This window comes from Streptomyces sp. NPDC037421 (assembly GCF_055602105.1).
In genome coordinates, this window is sequence record NZ_JBVJWV010000062.1 from 1 (window position 1) to 18,665 (window position 18,665).

Annotated in this window: 15 protein-coding genes; 7 read left to right on the forward strand and 8 right to left on the reverse strand. The window is 72.7% G+C overall.

The genetic code is table 11. The features are described from left to right. Window positions 1-123: 123 nt before the first annotated feature. The 6 genes from ACZ7IF_RS38310 to ACZ7IF_RS38335 form a co-directional block, all read right to left on the reverse strand. Window positions 124-498 carry a Uma2 family endonuclease gene (locus ACZ7IF_RS38310; RefSeq protein ID WP_470981536.1) on the reverse strand — a complete coding sequence of 125 codons (375 nt, stop codon included), beginning with the start codon at window positions 496-498 and terminating at the stop codon, window positions 124-126. A gap of 62 nt (window positions 499-560) precedes the next feature. Further along, on the reverse strand, window positions 561-1,871 hold the full coding sequence (locus ACZ7IF_RS38315; protein ID WP_470981538.1) for a DUF58 domain-containing protein: 1,311 nt from the start codon (window positions 1,869-1,871) through the stop codon (window positions 561-563). Beyond that, a complete protein-coding gene (locus ACZ7IF_RS38320; protein WP_470981540.1) occupies window positions 1,871-2,833 on the reverse strand; it encodes an AAA family ATPase in 963 nt (320 codons plus the stop codon). Before ACZ7IF_RS38320 ends, ACZ7IF_RS38315 begins: the two co-directional genes overlap by 1 nt. Then, a complete protein-coding gene (locus ACZ7IF_RS38325) occupies window positions 2,830-4,083 on the reverse strand; it encodes a DUF4350 domain-containing protein (protein WP_470981542.1) in 1,254 nt (417 codons plus the stop codon). The genes ACZ7IF_RS38320 and ACZ7IF_RS38325 overlap by 4 nt, the downstream gene beginning before the upstream one ends. Further along, window positions 4,080-4,760 carry a DUF4129 domain-containing protein gene (locus ACZ7IF_RS38330; RefSeq protein WP_470981544.1) on the reverse strand — a complete coding sequence of 227 codons (681 nt, stop codon included), beginning with the start codon at window positions 4,758-4,760 and terminating at the stop codon, window positions 4,080-4,082. The genes ACZ7IF_RS38325 and ACZ7IF_RS38330 overlap by 4 nt, the downstream gene beginning before the upstream one ends. A gap of 7 nt (window positions 4,761-4,767) precedes the next feature. Further along, window positions 4,768-6,039 carry a hypothetical protein gene (locus ACZ7IF_RS38335; protein ID WP_470981545.1) on the reverse strand — a complete coding sequence of 424 codons (1,272 nt, stop codon included), beginning with the start codon at window positions 6,037-6,039 and terminating at the stop codon, window positions 4,768-4,770. A 252-nt stretch (window positions 6,040-6,291) separates the two neighbouring features. Here ACZ7IF_RS38335 and mtrA point away from each other — a divergent pair, with 252 nt between their 5' ends. The 6 genes from mtrA to ACZ7IF_RS38365 all read left to right on the forward strand — a co-directional run bounded on the left by mtrA (window position 6,292) and on the right by ACZ7IF_RS38365 (window position 13,622). Then, window positions 6,292-6,981, forward strand: coding sequence for a two-component system response regulator MtrA (gene mtrA, locus ACZ7IF_RS38340; protein WP_007264442.1), 690 nt, complete (start codon window positions 6,292-6,294; stop codon window positions 6,979-6,981). A gap of 1 nt (window position 6,982) precedes the next feature. Continuing rightward, window positions 6,983-8,956, forward strand: coding sequence for an MtrAB system histidine kinase MtrB (mtrB, locus tag ACZ7IF_RS38345; protein ID WP_470981547.1), 1,974 nt, complete (start codon window positions 6,983-6,985; stop codon window positions 8,954-8,956). Further along, window positions 8,943-10,823 carry an LpqB family beta-propeller domain-containing protein gene (locus ACZ7IF_RS38350; protein WP_470981549.1) on the forward strand — a complete coding sequence of 627 codons (1,881 nt, stop codon included), beginning with the start codon at window positions 8,943-8,945 and terminating at the stop codon, window positions 10,821-10,823. The genes mtrB and ACZ7IF_RS38350 overlap by 14 nt, the downstream gene beginning before the upstream one ends. 76 nt (window positions 10,824-10,899) lie before the next feature. Continuing rightward, window positions 10,900-11,640, forward strand: coding sequence for a ComF family protein (locus tag ACZ7IF_RS38355; protein WP_470981551.1), 741 nt, complete (start codon window positions 10,900-10,902; stop codon window positions 11,638-11,640). Between the two features lie 368 nt (window positions 11,641-12,008). Next, window positions 12,009-12,704 (forward strand): ribosome hibernation-promoting factor, HPF/YfiA family, encoded by a 696-nt coding sequence (gene hpf / locus ACZ7IF_RS38360; RefSeq protein WP_470981552.1) that lies wholly within the window; start codon window positions 12,009-12,011, stop codon window positions 12,702-12,704. Window positions 12,705-12,890: 186 nt separating this feature from the next. Beyond that, window positions 12,891-13,622, forward strand: coding sequence for a response regulator (locus ACZ7IF_RS38365; protein WP_401252267.1), 732 nt, complete (start codon window positions 12,891-12,893; stop codon window positions 13,620-13,622). A 57-nt stretch (window positions 13,623-13,679) separates the two neighbouring features. Here the strand turns inward: ACZ7IF_RS38365 and ACZ7IF_RS38370 are convergent, their stop codons facing one another. Further along, a complete protein-coding gene (locus ACZ7IF_RS38370) occupies window positions 13,680-14,846 on the reverse strand; it encodes a winged helix-turn-helix domain-containing protein (protein ID WP_470981553.1) in 1,167 nt (388 codons plus the stop codon). Window positions 14,847-14,855: 9 nt separating this feature from the next. Next, complete coding sequence (locus tag ACZ7IF_RS38375; protein ID WP_470981555.1) at window positions 14,856-15,446, reverse strand: GNAT family N-acetyltransferase; 591 nt, start codon at window positions 15,444-15,446, stop codon at window positions 14,856-14,858. 226 nt (window positions 15,447-15,672) lie between these two features. On the opposite strand from ACZ7IF_RS38375, the gene secA reads away from it, so the two are divergent. Beyond that, a complete protein-coding gene (secA, locus tag ACZ7IF_RS38380) occupies window positions 15,673-18,465 on the forward strand; it encodes a preprotein translocase subunit SecA (RefSeq protein WP_470981557.1) in 2,793 nt (930 codons plus the stop codon). Window positions 18,466-18,665: the final 200 nt, after the last annotated feature.

Genomic DNA, 18,665 nt, shown 5'->3' on the forward strand with positions numbered 1-18,665 from the left:
AGGGGGGACCCTGTGGGAGAGTAGGACGCCGCCGAACAATCATTGTGGGAAAGCCCCGCACCTTCTGGTGCGGGGCTTTTCTGCGTTTACGGGCCGTTCGGACCCGAAGCGGCCCTACCTGCTTCACCAGTCGGCGGGATAGGCCTTCAGGCTGCTCGTGTCGAGCGTCCACCGGCCGGCGGTGACGGTGTCCCCGAAAGCGTGCGGGACCTTCTTGCGGTAGCGGATCCCGTCGGGGCCCTCCGAGGGGTCGCTGTGCACCGTGACGGTCCTCTTGTCCTTCCGTGGGTCCACGACGACGTACAGCGGGACCCCCATCCTCGGGTAGTCGTGGAGCTCGTCGCGGATGTCGGTCAGGGAGTTCGTACGGGAGACGACCTCGACCACCATTTCCACTGGTCTTCCTGGTGTTCGACCAGCTCTGAGAGCTGCTCCGCGAAATCGTGCAGGCGGCGCATCTGCTCCGGAGTGAGGTCGGCCATGGTGTCCTCCTGGCATGTGCCCGGCCAGCGTATCCAGCTGGGTGCGGGGTGTTGCCGGATCGGCGGACACCTGCCGGGTCAGAGGCGGCCGGCGGCCTTCAGGGCCAGGTAGGTGTCCGCGAGGGCGGGGGCCAGGGTGTCGGGGGTGGCGTCCACGACGTGGACGCCGTGGCGGGTGAGCTGTTCCGCCGTGCGGCGGCGCTGGGACTGGGTCTGGGTGGCCGCGGCGGCCTCGTAGACGGAGTCCAGGGAGCCGCGGGACGCGGCCATCGCGGCGATGTGGGGGTCGGCCACGGAGGCCAGGACGACCGTGTGGCGCTGTGTGAGCCGGGGGAGGAGCGGGAGGAGGCCCTCTTCGACGGGGGCCGCGTCCAGGCTCGTCAGGAGGACCACCAGGGAGCGGCGCGGGGCGCTGCGCAGGATGGTGGAGACCAGGGTGCGGGAGTCCGTCTCGACCAGTTCGGGTTCGAGGCCGGCCATGGCGTTGACGAAGGCGGGGAGGGTGTCGGCGGCCGAGCGGGCCTGGACCTGGGCGCGGGGGCGGCGGTCGTGGGCCAGGAGGTCCACGCGGTCGCCGGCGCGGGTGGCCAGGGCGGTCAGGAGCAGGGCGGCGTCCATGGCGGAGTCCAGGCGGGGGGCGTCGCCGACGCGTCCCGCCGAGGTGCGGCCGGTGTCCAGGCAGATCAGGATGTGGCGGTCGCGTTCGGGGCGCCAGGTGCGGACGGCGACCTTCTGCTGGCGGGCGGTGGCGCGCCAGTCGATGGAGCGGGTGTCGTCGCCGGGTACGTAGTCGCGGAGGCTGTCGAACTCGGTGCCCTCGCCGCGGGTCAGCAGGCTGGTGCGGCCGTCGAGTTCGCGCAGGCGCGCGAGGCGGGACGGGAGGTGCTTGCGGCTGGTGAAGGGCGGCAGGACGCGGACCGTCCAGGGGACGTCGTGGTTGCCCTGGCGGGCGCACAGGCCGAGCGGTCCGTAGGAGCGGATGGTGACGAGGGCGGCCTTGCGGTCGCCGCGCCGGGTGGGGCGCAGGCGGGTCGTGACGCGGCGGCGTTCGCCGGCGGGGACGGTGAGGGTGTGGCGGGAGGCGTCGGTTTCGGTGCCGGGGTGCCAGCTGCTGGGGGGCCAGGCGTCGCGGAGGCGGGCCCGCAGGGTGCGGGTTCCGGGGTTGGTGAGGGTGAGGTGGACGTCGGCGGTCTCGCCGAGGCGGACCGCGGTGGCACCCGTTCGGGTGAGCCGCAGGCCGCGTACGGGGGCGGCGAGGGCGTAGTCGACCGCGCAGGCCAAGCCGATGGTGCCGTTGACCGCGAGGAGGCCCGTCCAGCTCGGTTCGAGGAGGCCGACGGGGAGGCTGCCGAGGGCCGCCAGCAGGGCGGCGCGTCCGGTGAGGGCCATCAGCGGGGGACGGGGACGTGGGTGAGGATCGCGGAGATGACGGAGTCCGCGGTGACGCCCTCCATCTCGGCTTCGGGGCGCAGCTGCACGCGGTGGCGCAGGGTGGGCAGGGCGAGGGCCTTCACGTCGTCGGGGGTGACGTAGTCGCGGCCGGTGAGCCAGGCCCAGGCGCGGGAGGTGGCGAGGAGGGCGGTCGCGCCGCGCGGGGAGACGCCGAGGGTGAGGGAGGGCGATTCGCGGGTGGCGCGGCAGAGGTCGACGACGTAGGCGGCGATCTCGGGGGAGACGGTGGTGTCCTCGACGGCCTTGCGGGCGGCTTCGAGTTCCTGGGCGCCCGCGACGGGGCGGATGCCGGCGGCGTGCAGGTCGCGCGGGTCGAAGCCGGCGGCGTGCCGGGTCAGGACGCCGATCTCGTCCTCGCGGGAGGGCAGGGGGACGGTCAGTTTGAGGAGGAAGCGGTCCAGCTGGGCTTCGGGGAGGGGGTAGGTGCCCTCGTACTCGACCGGGTTCATGGTGGCGGCGACGAGGAAGGGGTCGGGGAGCCGGCGCGGGGTGCCGTCGACGGTGACCTGACGCTCTTCCATGGCCTCCAGGAGGGAGGACTGGGTCTTGGGGGGCGTGCGGTTGATCTCGTCGGCGAGGAGGAGGTTGGTGAAGACGGGGCCGTCCTGGAAGGAGAACTCGGCGGTGCGGGCGTCGTAGACGAGGGAGCCGGTGACGTCGCTCGGCATCAGGTCGGGGGTGAACTGGACGCGCTTGGTGTCGAGTGCGAGGGAGGCGGCGAGGGCGCGGACGAGGAGGGTCTTGGCGACGCCGGGGACGCCTTCGAGCAGGACGTGGCCGCGGCACAGGAGTGCGACGACGAGTCCGGTGACGGCGGAGTCCTGGCCGACCACGGCCTTTGCGATTTCGGTGCGGAGCGCTTCCAGGGAGGAGCGGGCGCTGTCCGTGGTGGCCGTCATGAGGTGCGGACCTCTCTTTCGAGGGCGTCGAGGTGGTCGGCGAGCGCGACGAGTGCCGCGTCGTCGGCGGGGGTGGTGCCGAAGAGGGTGGTGGCCGTGTCGGGTCCGGCGGCCTGGGGCAGGCGGGCGGCCACGGCGGGGACCAGGGTGGCGGGGTCGTGGGCCTGGGCGGGCGGTACGCCGACCAGTGCGGCGAGGCGTTCGCGGGCGGCGGCGCGCAGCACGGTGGCGGCGCGGTCGCGGGCGGAGGCCTTGCGGTAGAGGCGGGCGCGGCCCTCGGTGGTCTCGGAGGCGCGGATGGCGACGGGCAGGTTCTCGGTGACGAGGGGGCCGAGTCGGCGGGCGCGCCAGAGGGCGGCGAGGGCGGCGGCGGCGAACAGCTGGAGCAGGGCCCAGAGCCAGCCGGAGGGGATGAGGTCGAGGAGGCTCTTCTCCTCGGCGGGGCCGTCGGCGGGCATGTCCGCGAGGGTGGGCAGGTACCAGACGAGGTCGGGGCGGGAGCCGAGGAGCTGGAGGGCGAGGGAGGCGTTGCCCTGTTCGGCGAGGTGCTGGTTGAGCAGGAGCCGTTCGGAGCCGAGGAGGACGGTGTCGCCGCCCTTGGTGGTGCTGGGGAGTACGAGGACGGTGGGGTGGCCGTCGCTGGGGTAGCAGGCGGTGGCTCCGGGGTGGGTGGTGGTGTAGCGGAGGCCGTCGCCGGTGCCGGCGCGGCCGGCGGTGGTGGCGGCGGGCAGGGCGCAGCCGGGGTCGAGGTCGTCGCGGTGGGCGAAGGACTTCGTGTGGGTGGCGGGGGCGAGGTCGGGGAGGCTGAGGCTGCTGGGGGCGATGAGGACGGTGCGGCCGCCGGAGAGGTCGATGGCGGAGCGGACGGCGCGTCGCTGGGGTTCGCCGAGCAGGTCGGGGTCGGTGACGAGGAGGGTGGTGCGGGGGCCGGCCGCGGCGGCGGCTTCCTCGGCGCTGGTGACCACGCGGGTGGTGACGCCGCGTTCCTTGAGGAGCTGGGCGATGGCGCGGCTGCCGTCGCGGTCGGCGGAGCGGGGGTCGAGGCGGCCGTGGTGGTCGCCGGCCTGGAGTCCGGCGAGGGTGACGGCGGCGGCGAGGAGGATGCCGAGTCCGAGGAGGAGTCCGCGGGCCCGGGCCCAGCGCTGGGCGCCGCTGGGGGCGGTGGAGGTCCGCCGCGGGGTGTCCGGGGTGTCTGTGGGGGCCTGGGCGGGCGGTGTGGGGGCCTGGGCGGGCGGTGTGGGGCCGGTCATGCGGTGGGTCCCGTCAGGAGCGGCTTGGCGCGTTCCAGGGTGAGGTCGAGGGTGCGCAGGCGGGCGTAGGTGTCGGGGTCGGCGGTGCGGCCGCCGTAGGTGACGTCGTCGAAGGCGCGGGCGGCGGCGTGGAGGTCGGCGGCGTGCGCGGGGAGGGAGAGCGCGGCTTCGGCGGCGGCCTCGTCGGCGGTGCGGCCGGGGCGGGGGTCGAGGAGGGTGCGTTCCTCCAGGGAGCGGACGACGGCGCGCATGCGTTCCTGGACGGCTTCGTTCCAGCGGCCCGCCGCGGCGTGGGCGTCGGCGGCGGCGCGGTGGTCGGCGGCGCTGAGCGGGCCTGCGTCGAAGAGGGTGCCGGTGCTGGTGGCGGTGCGGCGGGGGGTGCCGAGCCGCCACCAGAGGGCGGCGATGACGAGGAGGACCAGTACGGCGATGGTGAGGAGGCCGGCCCAGCCGCCGGGGGTGGCTCCGGAGGCGCGGTCGAAGAAGTCCCCGAGCCACTCCCAGAAGCGGTCCAGGGCGCGCTGGAGCAGCCCGGGCTCGTCCTGGTGGTAGGCGGGCTTGGCCAGCTCGCGTTCGGCCGCCTCGCGGGCGGCGTCGCGCGGGGTGGCCAGTGGTGGTGTCTCGGCGGCGGGCAGCAGGGCCGCGGTGCTGGTGGTGATGAGTCCCCCCGTGCTCATCGGTGCGTCAGCCTCCGGGCCGTTCGGCGGTGCCCGGGGTGCCGTAGCCGTCGAGGCCGGCGGCGCGGGCGAGCTCCAGGTCGAGGGCTTCGCGGCGGATGCGCTGGTCGATGTAGAGGAGGGCGGTGACGCCGGTCTGCATCGGCAGGGTGACGGTGGCGCCGACGACGCCGCCGATCGCGGTGATGATCAGGAAGGTCCAGCTGGGGGCGGCGGAGCCGTTGAAGAGGCTGGTCATGCCTTCGGGGGCGGCGACGAGGGCGAGGCCCGCGAAGGGCATCACGATCACCATGGCGGTGATGGTGCGGATCAGCCAGGTGAGCAGGCTGATGCCGAAGATCCGCCACCAGGCGCCCTTGACCAGCTTCGCGGAGCGCTTGAGGGCGGCGACCGCCGAGCCGCGTTCCAGCATCAGCGCGGGCGGGGCCAGCGCGAAGGTGACGTAGAACCAGGCCAGGAGCACGAAGCCGAAGGGGATGCCGAGGGCGGTCAGGACGGCGCTGCCCGCGAGGATGCCGGGGAGTGCCGGGAGCAGGACGGCTGCGACGGCGCCCACGAGCAGCATGCCGGTCAGGGCGAGCATGCGCGGCGCGAGGGGGCGTACGGCCTTCAGTGTGCCGGAGAGGGTGGAGGTCTGGCCGAGGACGGCGCGGCTGACGACGGGTGCGAGGAGGGCGGTGAGGAGGAGCAGCCCGAGGATCTCCAGGAAGTACTGGAAGGCGTAGAAGAGGGCGGTGTTGCCCATGACGTCCACGGCCTGGGACCGGGTGAGGCTGTCGTCGGCGACGGGGAGGCCGTCCATCCAGGCGCGCTGTACGAGGAGCAGGGCGACCTGGGAGAGGGCGGCGACGACGAGGCTGATGGTGAGTACGGAGCGCCAGTGGGCGCGCAGGGTGCCGACCGCGCCGTCGAGGATCTCGCCGAGGCCCAGGGGGCGCAGGGGGATCACGCCGGGCTTGGCGGCGGGCGGCGTGCTGTTCCAGCCGCCGGGGTACTGGTACGGGGTGCCGGGCCGGGTGTCCCAGCCGGGGGCCTGCGGCCGGGGCGCGGGCTGGGCGGCGGGCTGCGGGGTCTGGCCGGTGGCGGGGCTGGACCACTGGCCGGGCGGCGGCTGGGCGGCGGACCACTTGCTGTCGGCGGAGTCCGGGCCGGGGCCCTGGGCGGGTGCGGTGTCCTCGCCGGGTGCGGTGCCGGACGGCTGAGCGGCCGGCCGGTCGGCGTCGGAGCCCTGGCCGTCGGACGGGGATCCGGGCGCGGCCCAGCCCGGAGAGTCAGTCATCGTCGCTCCTTCACGTGCACCTGCCGTGGCGGGCGCGCTGGTCGGCTGCCATCGTGCCATGGGGGCGCTCCGATCGGACGGGCCGTCCCCCGGATCACCGGTCGTCCCCCGGATCCCGCGCCGCTCGCCCTTCAATTGTCGCGCGGATCCGGGGCAGACTGGTCGTCCTGATCTCCACGCAGGTCCGAGGGGCGATTTCCAGCCCTTTTGGCTGTGGGACAGCTCACCGCCGGGTAACGATTAGCTAATGGGATGATGTCAACCATGAAGGGACGCGTCCTTGTCGTCGACGACGACACCGCGCTGGCCGAGATGCTCGGCATTGTGCTGCGTGGAGAAGGTTTTGAGCCGTCGTTCGTAGCGGACGGTGACAAGGCACTGGCTGCCTTCCGGGAGGCGAAGCCGGACCTCGTGCTGCTCGACCTCATGCTGCCCGGACGGGACGGCATAGAGGTGTGCAGGCTGATCCGCGCCGAATCGGGCGTGCCTATTGTCATGCTCACCGCCAAGAGTGACACGGTTGACGTAGTGGTCGGCCTGGAGTCCGGCGCCGACGACTACATCGTCAAGCCGTTCAAGCCGAAGGAGCTGGTGGCCCGCATCCGGGCCCGCCTGCGCCGGTCGGAGGAGCCCGCACCCGAGCAGCTCGTCATCGGTGACCTGGTCATCGACGTCGCCGGGCACTCGGTCAAGCGCGACGGCGCCTCCATCGCACTCACCCCGCTGGAGTTCGACCTGCTGGTCGCGCTCGCCCGCAAGCCCTGGCAGGTCTTCACCCGCGAGGTGCTGCTGGAGCAGGTCTGGGGCTACCGGCACGCGGCGGACACCCGCCTGGTCAACGTGCACGTGCAGCGGCTGCGCTCCAAGGTCGAGAAGGACCCGGAGCGCCCCGAGATCGTCGTGACGGTGCGCGGTGTCGGCTACAAGGCCGGACCCAGCTGACGTGCAGCCCGGCAAGGCCCGGGGCGGCTCCCGGCGGGGAGTCCTGCGGGGCGGCCGGCTGCTCCAGGACGGAGCACCCGGCGGCCCCCTCCTGCGGCTGTTCGTACGCCTCGTGCGCCGGCCGCTGCTTCCGGCTGTCCGCATCTGGCGGCGCAACATCCAGCTCCGGGTGGTCGCCGCCACCCTGCTGATGTCGCTCGCCGTGGTCCTCGCGCTCGGCTTCGTCGTCATCGCCCAGGTCTCCAAGGGACTCCTCGACGCCAAGGAGGAGGCCGCCCAGAGCCAGGCCGCCGGAGGGTTCGCGGTCGCACAGGAGAAGGCCAACACCCCCTTCGCCGTCGACGGCCCCGACGCCACCGACAACAAGGTCGGCCGGGACGCCAGCACCTGGATGAACTCGCTCGTCAAGCAGCTCGCCAGCGGCGGCCAGACCGCCTTCGAGGTGGTCGCCCTCGGAGCCGGCACCGGCACCGGCGAGCAGACCGCCCCCGGAGCCCAGGGCGTCAAGGGCGCCCGCGCCTCGGGCAACGTCGACCCGACCGCGAGCGTCCCGCTCACGCTGCGCCGGTCCGTCAACCACGCCACCGGCACCTTCAAGACCTTCTGGCAGATCCGGTACACCGCCGGGGCCGGGGAGAAGCCCCCGGAGCCCGCCCTGGTCATCGGCAAGCGGCTCACCGACATCAACGGCGACCCGTACGACCTGTACTACCTCTTCCCGCTCACCCAGGAGGAGGAGTCCCTCAACCTCGTCAAGGTCACCATCGCCACCGCCGGCGTGTTCGTGGTGGTGCTGCTCGGCGCCATCGCCTGGCTCGTCGTGCGCCAGGTCGTGACGCCCGTCCGGATGGCCGCCGGGATCGCCGAGCGGCTGTCGGCCGGGCGGCTCCAGGAGCGGATGAAGGTCACCGGCGAGGACGACATCGCCCGCCTGGGCGAGGCCTTCAACAAGATGGCGCAGAACCTCCAGCTCAAGATCCAGCAGCTGGAGGACCTGTCCCGGCTCCAGCGCCGGTTCGTCTCGGACGTCTCGCACGAGCTGCGGACCCCGCTGACGACGGTCCGGATGGCCGCCGACGTCATCCACGACGCGCGCGTCGACTTCGACCCCGTCACCGCCCGCTCCGCCGAGCTCCTCGCCGGGCAGCTCGACCGGTTCGAGTCGCTGCTCGCCGACCTGCTGGAGATCAGCCGGTTCGACGCGGGCGCGGCCGACCTCCAGGCCGAGCCCATCGACCTGCGGGACGTCGTACGCCGCGTCATCGACGGCGCCGAACCGCTCGCGGAGCACAAGGGCACCCGGATCAGGGTCCTCGGCGACACCCAGCCCGTCATAGCGGAGGCCGACGCCCGCCGCGTGGAGCGGGTGCTGCGCAACCTCGTCGTCAACGCCGTCGAGCACGGCGAGGGCCGCGACGTCGTGGTCCGCCTCGCCTCGGCCGGCGGGGCCGTCGCCGTCGCCGTCCGCGACTACGGCGTCGGGCTCAAGCCCGGCGAGGCCACCCGCGTCTTCAACCGCTTCTGGCGGGCCGACCCCGCGCGGGCGCGCACCACCGGCGGCACCGGCCTCGGCCTGTCAATCGCCGTCGAGGACGCCCGCCTGCACGGTGGCTGGCTCCAGGCCTGGGGCGAGCCCGGCGGCGGCTCCCAGTTCCGCCTCACCCTGCCCCGCACCGCCGACGAGCCCCTGCGCGGATCCCCGATCCCGCTGGAGCCCGAGGACTCCCGGGCCAACCGCGCCAGGGCCGCCGCCGAGGCCGCCGGGCGCGCGGGCGGCACCGGCGGGCCCGGCGCGCACCCCGACGGGCGCACCGAGCGCCCCGACCGCGACCCGATACCGCCCAGGCCGGCGGTCACCACCGCCCTGCCGGTGCCCGCCGACCCCACGGCGCTGCCCGGCAACGGCTCCCGGGTCGTGGCCAGGCCCGCCGATCAGAGCGCAGCACAGGAGGATGGATCCGGTGGAGGACGCTGAGCGCGCGCCGGCAGGCGGCCGGGGCGCACGGAGCGAACGGACCCGGGCGGCCGGGCAACGCCGGGGCGCCCTGGTGGCGCTGGCCCTGGGAGCCGTCGGCCTGCTGGTCGGCGGCTGCGCCTCCATGCCCGACCGCGGCGAGATCCGCCGGGTGGAGGCCTCGCAGGGCGTCGACTCGCAGGTCCGCGTCTTCGGCGTGCCGCCGGCCGACAAGGCCAGCCCGGCCGACATCGTCGACGGCTTCCTCGAAGCCATGACCAGCGACGACCCGCAGCTGGCGACGGCCCGCAAGTACCTCACCCAGAGCGCCGCGGAGAACTGGCGGCCCGGCTCGGCCGTCACCGTGCTCTCCGCCGGCCTCGGCCGGGTCCCCGCACCGGGCGACAAGGAGAAGGAGTCCGAGGATCCGCGCTGGAAGATCTACGGCAAGAAGCTCGCGACCGTGGACGAGCGCAGCGCCTACCAGCCGGAGACCGGCGGCGGACGCTACGAGGAGTACCTCGAGCTGGTCCAGGTCAACAAGCAGTGGCGGATCGCGACCCCGCCCAGCAACCTCGTCCTGAGCGAGTCCGACTTCCAGCGCATCTACAAGCCGGTCAACAAGTACTACTTCGCCGGCAACACCCTCGTCGCCGACCCGGTGTACGTGCGCCAGCGCACCGACCCCGACTCCCGCATGGACCCGACCACGCAGACCGTGCAGTCCCTGCTGGCCGGCCCGTCCAAGTGGCTCGGCCCGGTCGTCTCCACCGCGTTCCCCACCGGCAGCGAACTGCGCGAGGGCACCAAGTCCCTCTCGTACGACGGGCAGAACACGCTGCGCGTGCCGCTCAACGGCATCGCGGCGAACGTCGCGCAGCCGCAGTGCCAGAAGATGGCCACCCAACTCCTCTACACGGTCCGGGACCTGACGACCTCCAAGCTGGACCGGGTCGAACTGCTGCGCCCCGACGGCAAGTCCTCGCTGTGCTGGGTCACCGGCTCGGCCGCCGCGGCCGTCGCCAACCGGCCGCCGTCGCCGGAGCACCAGTACTACGTGGACAAGGACGCCAGGCTCGTCCGGATGATGCTCGACGCCAACAGTGAGGAGCAGCAGCAGGACAAGCCGGAGCCGGCCCCCGGCCCGCTGGCCACCGCCGCCGGCTTCAAGGTGGGTTCGGCGGCCGTGACGTACGACGAGAAGCGTGCCGCGGTCGTCTCCGAGGACGGGCACAACCTCTTCGTGGTGACGCTGACGACGGCCGGCCCGATGCCGCAGCAGCCGCTGCTGACCAGCAAGACCGGGAAGCTCACCGCGCCCAGCTGGGACGCGCAGGGCGACCTGTGGATCGCCGACCTCGACCCGCAGACCCAGGGCCTGTGGCGGGTGCCCGGCGGTACCGGCACCCCGCAGAAGGTGGACGTCGCCGGGCTCGACGGCGGGAAGATCAGCGGGCTGAAGGCCTCCTCGGACGGGGTGCGCATCGCGCTCCTCGTGGAGAAGGAGGGCACCCGCAAGAACCTCTTCATCGGGCGGATCGAACGGCCCGAGGGCAAGGGCGACTCCCCCCGGATCTCGGTGCGCGAGCTGCGCCCGGCGGCCCCGCAGATGGCGGAGGTGACGGCGATGAGCTGGGCGCCGCGCGGCCGGCTGCTGGTGGTGGGCCGGGAGAGCGGCGGCGTGGACCAGGCCCGCTACATGCTGTCCGACGGGTCGATGGTCGCCGCGAGCCTGCCCGGCGCTACGGGGCTGAGCGCGATCGCGGCCTCGGAGGACGAGGGCAAGCCGGTGGTGGGGTTCGGCGAGGACGGCATCGTGTGGCTGCCGTCGGGCGCACAGTGGCGCACGGTGGCGGCGGGCGGCCGGCTGCCGGTCTACCCGGGCTGACGGCCTCCCTCCGGCTTCCCGGGGCCGCTCGTCCACAGGGGTCGCGGGCTGCCGCGCGGCGCGGCAGGGTGGATGCGTGCGGGAGTGGTGGCGGGAGCTGGCCGGGCTGGTCCTGCCGGCGGACTGCGCCGGCTGCGGGGCCGCCCGCGTGGTGCTGTGCGGGGCGTGCCGGGGCGCGCTGAGCGGTGCGGGCGCGGGGCGGGTGCGTCCCGTGGCGCGGCGGGCGGGTCCTGCGGGGCTGCCCGCGGTGTACGCGGGGGCCCGGTACGAGGACGCCGTACGGGCGGTCGTGCTGGCCCACAAGGAGCGCGGGGCGCTGCCCCTGGCCGGCCCGCTCGGGACGGCCCTGGCGGCTGCGGTGGCCCGTGCGGGCGGCGGCGGGGCCGCGGGCGGGGCGGTGCTCGTGCTGGTCCCGGTGCCGTCCGCGCGGCGGGCGGTGCGGGCGCGCGGGCACGACCCGGCGCGCCGGATCGCCCTGGCCGCGTCCGGGCGGCTGCGCGGGGCCGGTGCGGCCGCGCGCGTGGCGCCCGTACTGCGGCTGCGGCGGGCCGTCGCGGACCAGGCGGCCCTGGGCGCCCGGGAGCGGCAGGAGAACCTCGCGGGGGCCCTGGAGGTACGTCCGGGCGGGGCCGCGCTGACGGCGGGCGCTCGGATCGTGCTGGTGGACGACGTGATCACCACCGGAGCCACGCTCGCGGAGGCGGCGAGGGCATTGCGCGCGGCGGGTCTGCGGGCGGAAGCTGCTGCCGTGGTGGCGGCTCCGGCGGCCTCCTTCGCGGCGAACGGCGACAACCCGGACAGAGCAAAAATCTTGTGAATAGATTTGGAACCACTGGGGAATGCGCATCGTTGCAGGTAGTAAGAGGGAAGACCCACCTGATCGGAGGTACGTTCCGGTAGCGGGTGCCGACAACCGGCTTTGAGAGATATGTTCGGTTGTGAGGAACTGGCGAACCTTCGGCCCCGGGTATCGGAGCAGCAGTCCGTCTGTTTATTGGAATCTTCGTGTGCAGTACCTGTGAGGGGGGCTCTCTCTACTCCGAAGTCGGTGGGATGTAGATCTTGCCGATGGGGGAGGAGGAGGTGAAAGTCGCCAAGTCCGAGGCTCCGGTGTTCACCGGAGCCTGGTGCGAAAGGGAGACGTTCCGCCGTTGGGGGCGGGGGTCTCCGGGAACGGAGTTCTGCGTGGACATCGTCGTCAAGGGCCGCAAGACCGAGGTGCCCGAGCGGTTCCGCAAGCACGTGGCCGAGAAGCTGAATCCGGAGCGGATCCAGAAGCTCGACGCCAAGGTGATCAGCTTGGACGTCGAGGTGTCCAAGGAGCACAACCCGCGCCAGGCCGACCGTTCCGACCGCGTGGAGATCACCCTGCACTCGCGGGGCCCGGTGATCCGGGCCGAGGCCGCCGCCGCCGACCCGTACGCGGCGCTCGACCTGGCACAGGACAAGCTGGAGGCCCGGCTGCGCAAGCAGCACGACAAGCGCTTCACCCGCCGTGGCACCGGACGTCTCTCGGCGGCCGAGGTCGCCGACCACGTGGCCGGCGTCGCAACCCTCAACAGCAACGGCGAGCCGGTCTACGAGGACATGGAGGAAGGGATTCCGGTCAAGCGGATCGGTTCCCTGGAAGTGCAGGGCGAAGGCCCGCTCATCGTCCGCGAGAAGACCCACTCGGCGCGGCCGATGTCGCTCGACCAGGCTCTGTACGAAATGGAACTGGTCGGCCACGACTTCTATCTGTTCGTCGACTCCGAGACCAAGATGCCCAGCGTCGTCTACCGGCGCCACGCCTACGACTACGGCGTCATCCACGTGGACCCCGACGGGGCGTCCAGCTCGGAGCCCTCGGGAGCGGGCGCGGGCGGCGCGCTCGGAGGCTGAAATTCACCCATTGCCCCTGCGGAACGCACGGCGTTCCGCAGGGGCACCTGTATGACTCGTATGAGCCATATGGATTCCGCCAGAACCCCGTCCCGTAGCGCGGGCATGGAATCATGTCGGGCAGTCAACCGGCGGCCGACCCCGCCGGGTTGGCCCAGCAGCTCAGCACATGCAGGGGGAGGAACGATGGCGGACAGCTTCGGGCCGGCGCGCGACGACGACGGCGCCGACTGTCATGGGGCGCAGGACCCGGCCGGGGAGCCGATCCGGGTGCTCGTGGTCGACGACCACGCCCTCTTCCGGCGCGGACTGGAGATCGTCCTCGCCCAGGAGGAGGACATCCAGGTCGTCGGCGAGGCCGGGGACGGGGCGGAGGCCGTGGACAAGGCCGCCGACCTGCTGCCCGACATCGTGCTGATGGACGTACGGATGCCCCGGCGCGGCGGGATCGAGGCGTGCACCTCGATCAAGGAGGTCGCCCCCTCCGCGAAGATCATCATGCTGACGATCAGCGACGAGGAGGCGGACCTCTACGACGCGATCAAGGCGGGCGCCACCGGGTACCTCCTCAAGGAGATCTCGACGGACGAGGTCGCGACGGCGATCCGCGCGGTCGCGGACGGCCAGTCGCAGATCAGTCCGTCGATGGCGTCGAAGCTGCTCACCGAGTTCAAGTCGATGATCCAGCGCACGGACGAGCGGCGGCTGGTCCCGGCGCCGCGGCTGACGGACCGGGAGCTGGAGGTCCTCAAGCTGGTGGCCACGGGCATGAACAACCGGGACATCGCCAAGCAGCTGTTCATCTCGGAGAACACCGTGAAGAACCACGTGCGCAACATCCTGGAGAAGCTCCAGCTGCACTCCCGGATGGAAGCCGTCGTGTACGCGATGCGGGAGAAGATCCTGGAGATCCGCTGATCGCCTCCGGCGGCAGAACGCGGACGCCCGGGGCGCGCACCGGCCGGCCCGCCGCCGTCAGGCTCCCAGCGCCGCCAGTTCCGCCGTGATCGCGGCCGCTTCCGCGGCCGACTGCGCGCGCTCGACGCGGACCGCGTCGCAGCCCACCCACAGCGCCGCCTCCCGCAGGGCCTCCGCCATCGGGCGGGCCGCCTGCGGCCGGGTCAGGGAGACCTGGCGGGCCACCAGCGTGCGGCCCTCGCGGGCCGGGTCGACCCGGCCCTGAAGCCGTCCGCCGGCCAGCAGCGGCATCGCGAAGTACCCGTGTATCCGCTGCGGCTTGGGCACGTACGCCTCCAGGCGGTGCGTGAAGCCGAAGATCCGCTCCGTGCGCGGCCGGTCCCAGACCAGCGAGTCGAACGGGGACAGCAGGGTCGTGCGGTGGCGGCCGCGCGGGACCGCGGCCAGCGCCTGCGGATCCGCCCAGGCGGCCTTCCCCCAGCCCTCGACCTCCACCGGCACCAGCCCAGAGTCCGCGATCACCGCGTCGACCTGCTCGCCCTTGAGGCGGTGGTAGTCAGCGATGTCGGCGCGGGTACCGACCCCCAGCGACTGCCCGGCCAGCGCGACCAGGCGGCGCAGGCACTCGCGGTCGTCCATGTCGTCGTGGAGCAGCGCGTCCGGGACGGCCCGCTCGGCCAGGTCGTAGACCCGCTTCCAGCCGCGCCGCTCGGAACAGACCACCTCACCGGTGTCGAGCAGCCACTCCACCGCGATCTTGGTCTCGGACCACTCGAACCACTCGCCGCCGTTCTTCGCGCCGCCCAGCTCGGTCGAGGTCAGCGGGCCGTCGGCCTTCAGCCGGTCGAGGACCGCCCGCGTCGAGCGGTCCTTGTCCTCCAGGACGTGCCAGCGGTGGCCGCGCGCCCGCCGCGCCCGGCGGCGGAAGGCGAAGTGCGGCCACTCCTCGATCGGCAGGATGCACGCCGCGTGCGACCAGTACTCGAAGGCGTGGCCGTCCGACCAGTACGCCCTCTCCACCGCCTCCCGGCCCACCGCGCCCAGGCGCGCGTAAGGGATCAGCTCGTGCGAGCGGGCCAGGACCGAGATGGTGTCCAGCTGCACGGCGCCCAGATGGCGCAGCACCCCCCGGACCCCGCCCCGGCGGTCGGGCGCCCCGAGGAACCCCTGCGCGCGCAGGGCGATCCGGCGGGCCTCGTCGGCGGACAGCGAGAGCGTCGTCATGCCGCGACCCTAGGGGGTGGCACTGACAACGGGCAGGTACGGCAGCCGGGAGGGCAGGCCGAGGTCCGAGGGCAGCAGCCCGGCGACCCAGCAGTCGCGCAGGGTGCCGCGGTGGTCGAGCGCGGCCCGCAGGGTGCCCTCGAACCGGAAGCCGGCCTTCTCCGCGGCGGCCCGGGACGCGGCGTTGCCCACGGCGGCGCGCCACTCCAGCCGGCCGGCGCCGACCTCGGTGAACAGCCACCGGGCGACCCCGGCCACCGCCTCGGCCACGTAGCCGCTGCCCCGGTGCTCCTTCACGGCCCAGTAGCCGATCTCGTACCCCTGGGGGCCGCGCACGTGCACCCCCACGGCGGCCACCAGCGGCCCTTCGGCGCCATCCGCCCCGAGCCGCACCGCGAAGCCGTACTCGCGGTCCTCCAGCCAGGCGCTCGGGGAGACCTGCGTGACCCAGGACTCGGCGTGCGCCCGCTCGTACGGAGTGGGCACCATCGTCCAGCGCTGGATCTCGGGGTCCTGGCAGGCGGCGTACACCTCCTCGGCGTCCGAGGGGGCGAAGGGGCGCAGCAGGAGGCGCCCGGTGGTCAGGGTGACGGGTTCCATGAACGGATTGTTGCGACTCCGGGTAACCCGGGCGAGGGGTTTTCGTCCACACCGGCACCGAATCCGTCCCCCGTACGTTCTCATTCCGGGCGCCCGTGCCCTGCGGACACGGCGGACCTCCCGACGCGACCACGTCCTCGCTTACGATGGCCGTTGCGGTGGGGCCCACCTGCCGTGCCCGTGTACGTAAAGTGCCCAGGCCCGACCGGCAAGGAGACCAGCCTCAGTGTCCGTCTTCAACAAGCTCATGCGTGCAGGCGAAGGCAAGATCCTGCGCAAACTGCACCGCATCGCGGACCAGGTCAACTCCATCGAAGAGGACTTCGTCAACCTCTCCGACGCCGAGTTGCGCGCGCTCACGGACGAGTACAAGCAGCGCTACCAGGACGGCGAGAGCCTGGACGACCTGCTGCCGGAGGCCTTCGCCACCGTCCGCGAGGCCGCCAAGCGCGTCCTCGGCCAGCGGCACTACGACGTGCAGATCATGGGCGGCGCGGCGCTGCACCTCGGCTACGTCGCCGAGATGAAGACCGGTGAGGGCAAGACCCTCGTCGGCACGCTCCCCGCGTACCTGAACGCCCTCTCGGGCAAGGGCGTCCACCTGATCACGGTGAACGACTACCTCGCCGAGCGCGACTCCGAGATGATGGGCCGCGTCCACAAGTTCCTGGGCCTGTCCATCGGCTGCATCCTGGCCAACATGTCGCCGGCGCAGCGCCGCGAGCAGTACGACTGCGACATCACGTACGGCACCAACAACGAGTTCGGCTTCGACTACCTGCGCGACAACATGGCGTGGTCGAAGGACGAGCTGGTGCAGCGCGGCCACAACTTCGCCGTGGTCGACGAGGTCGACTCGATCCTCGTCGACGAGGCCCGCACCCCGCTGATCATCTCCGGCCCGGCCGACCAGGCCACCAAGTGGTACGCCGACTTCGCCAAGCTGGTCACCCGCCTGACCAAGGGCGAGGCCGGCAACCCGCTCAAGGGCATCGAGGAGACCGGCGACTACGAGGTCGACGAGAAGAAGCGCACCGTCGGCATCCACGAGGCCGGTGTCGCCAAGGTCGAGGACTGGCTCGGCATCGACAACCTCTACGAGTCGGTGAACACCCCGCTCGTCGGCTACCTCAACAACGCGATCAAGGCCAAGGAACTCTTCAAGATCGACAAGGACTACGTCGTCATCGACGGCGAAGTCATGATCGTCGACGAGCACACCGGCCGTATCCTCGCCGGCCGCCGCTACAACGAGGGCATGCACCAGGCGATCGAGGCGAAGGAAGGGGTGGACATCAAGGACGAGAACCAGACCCTCGCCACGATCACCCTGCAGAACTTCTTCCGCCTCTACTCGAAGCTCTCCGGCATGACCGGTACGGCCATGACCGAGGCCGCCGAGTTCCACCAGATCTACAAGCTCGGCGTCGTCCCCATCCCCACCAACCGGGACATGCAGCGCAAGGACCAGGCCGACCTCATCTACCGGACCGAGGTCGCCAAGTTCGCCGCCGTCGTCGACGACATCGCGGAGAAGCACGAGAAGGGCCAGCCGATCCTCGTCGGCACCACCTCGGTCGAGAAGTCCGAGTACCTCTCGCAGCAGCTCTCCAAGCGCGGCATCCCGCACGAGGTGCTCAACGCCAAGCAGCACGAGCGCGAGGCCACGATCGTCGCCCAGGCCGGCCGCCGCGGCGCGGTCACCGTCGCCACCAACATGGCCGGCCGCGGTACCGACATCAAGCTCGGCGGCAACCCGGACGACCTCGCCGAGGCGGAGCTGCGCCAGCGCGGCCTCGACCCGGAGGAGCACATCGAGGAGTGGGCGCACGCCCTGCCCGAGGCGCTCGCCAGGGCCGAGGCGGCCGTCAAGGCCGAGTTCGAAGAGGTCAAGGAGCTCGGCGGCCTGTACGTGCTGGGCACCGAGCGCCACGAGTCGCGCCGCATCGACAACCAGCTCCGCGGCCGCTCCGGCCGACAGGGCGACCCGGGCGAGTCCCGCTTCTACCTCTCGCTGGGCGACGACCTGATGCGCCTGTTCAAGGCGCAGATGGTCGAGCGCGTCATGGCCATGGCCAACGTGCCGGACGACGTCCCGATCGAGAACAAGATGGTGACGCGCGCGATCGCGTCCGCGCAGTCGCAGGTCGAGACCCAGAACTTCGAGACCCGCAAGAACGTCCTGAAGTACGACGAGGTCCTCAACAGCCAGCGTGAGGTCATCTACGGCGAGCGCCGCCGCGTCCTGGAGGGCGAGGACCTGCACGAGCAGGTGCGCTTCTTCATGGACGACACCATCGACGCCTACATCTCGGCCGAGACGGTCGAGGGCTTCGCCGAGGAGTGGGACCTCGACCGGCTGTGGGGCGCCTTCAGGCAGCTCTACCCGATCAAGGTCACGGTGGACGAGCTGGAGGAGGCGGCCGGCGACCGCGCGGGCATCACCGCCGAGTTCATCGCCGAGTCCGTCAAGGACGACATCCACGAGCAGTACGGCGCGCGCGAGAAGGCCCTCGGCTCCGAGGTCATGCGCGAGCTGGAGCGCCGCGTGGTGCTGTCGGTGCTGGACCGCAAGTGGCGCGAGCACCTCTACGAGATGGACTACCTCCAGGAGGGCATCGGCCTGCGGGCGATGGCCCAGAAGGACCCGCTGGTCGAGTACCAGCGCGAGGGCTTCGACATGTTCAACGCCATGATGGAGGGCATCAAGGAGGAGTCCGTCGGCTACCTGTTCAACCTGGAGGTCCAGGTCGAGCAGCAGGTCGAGGAGGTCCCCGTGCAGGACGCGGCCCCGTCCATGGTGAAGGAGCCGGTCCCCTCGGCCCGCCCCGAGATCCGCGCCAAGGGCCTGGACGCCCCGCAGCGCCCGGACCGCCTGCACTTCTCGGCCCCGACGGTCGACGGTGAGGGCGGCGTCGTCGAGGGCGACTTCGACTCCGACGCCGCAGGCGACGGCATGACGCGCGCGGAGCGCCGCAAGGCCCAGAAGGCCTCGGGCGGCCGGCGCCGCAAGAAGTAACCCCCGCTGGGGTACGCGCGGCCGGGGGGGGGGGGGGGGGGAGGGGGGGGGGGGGGAGGGAGGGGGGGGGGGGGGGGGGGGGGGGGGGGGGGGCCCCCGCCCCCCCCCCAGGCCCCCCCGGCCGCGCCCCACCGGGAGCCCACCGGGAACCCCACCACTAAATCAACCTTGAAACCAACCTGAAAACGACCACAGCCGCA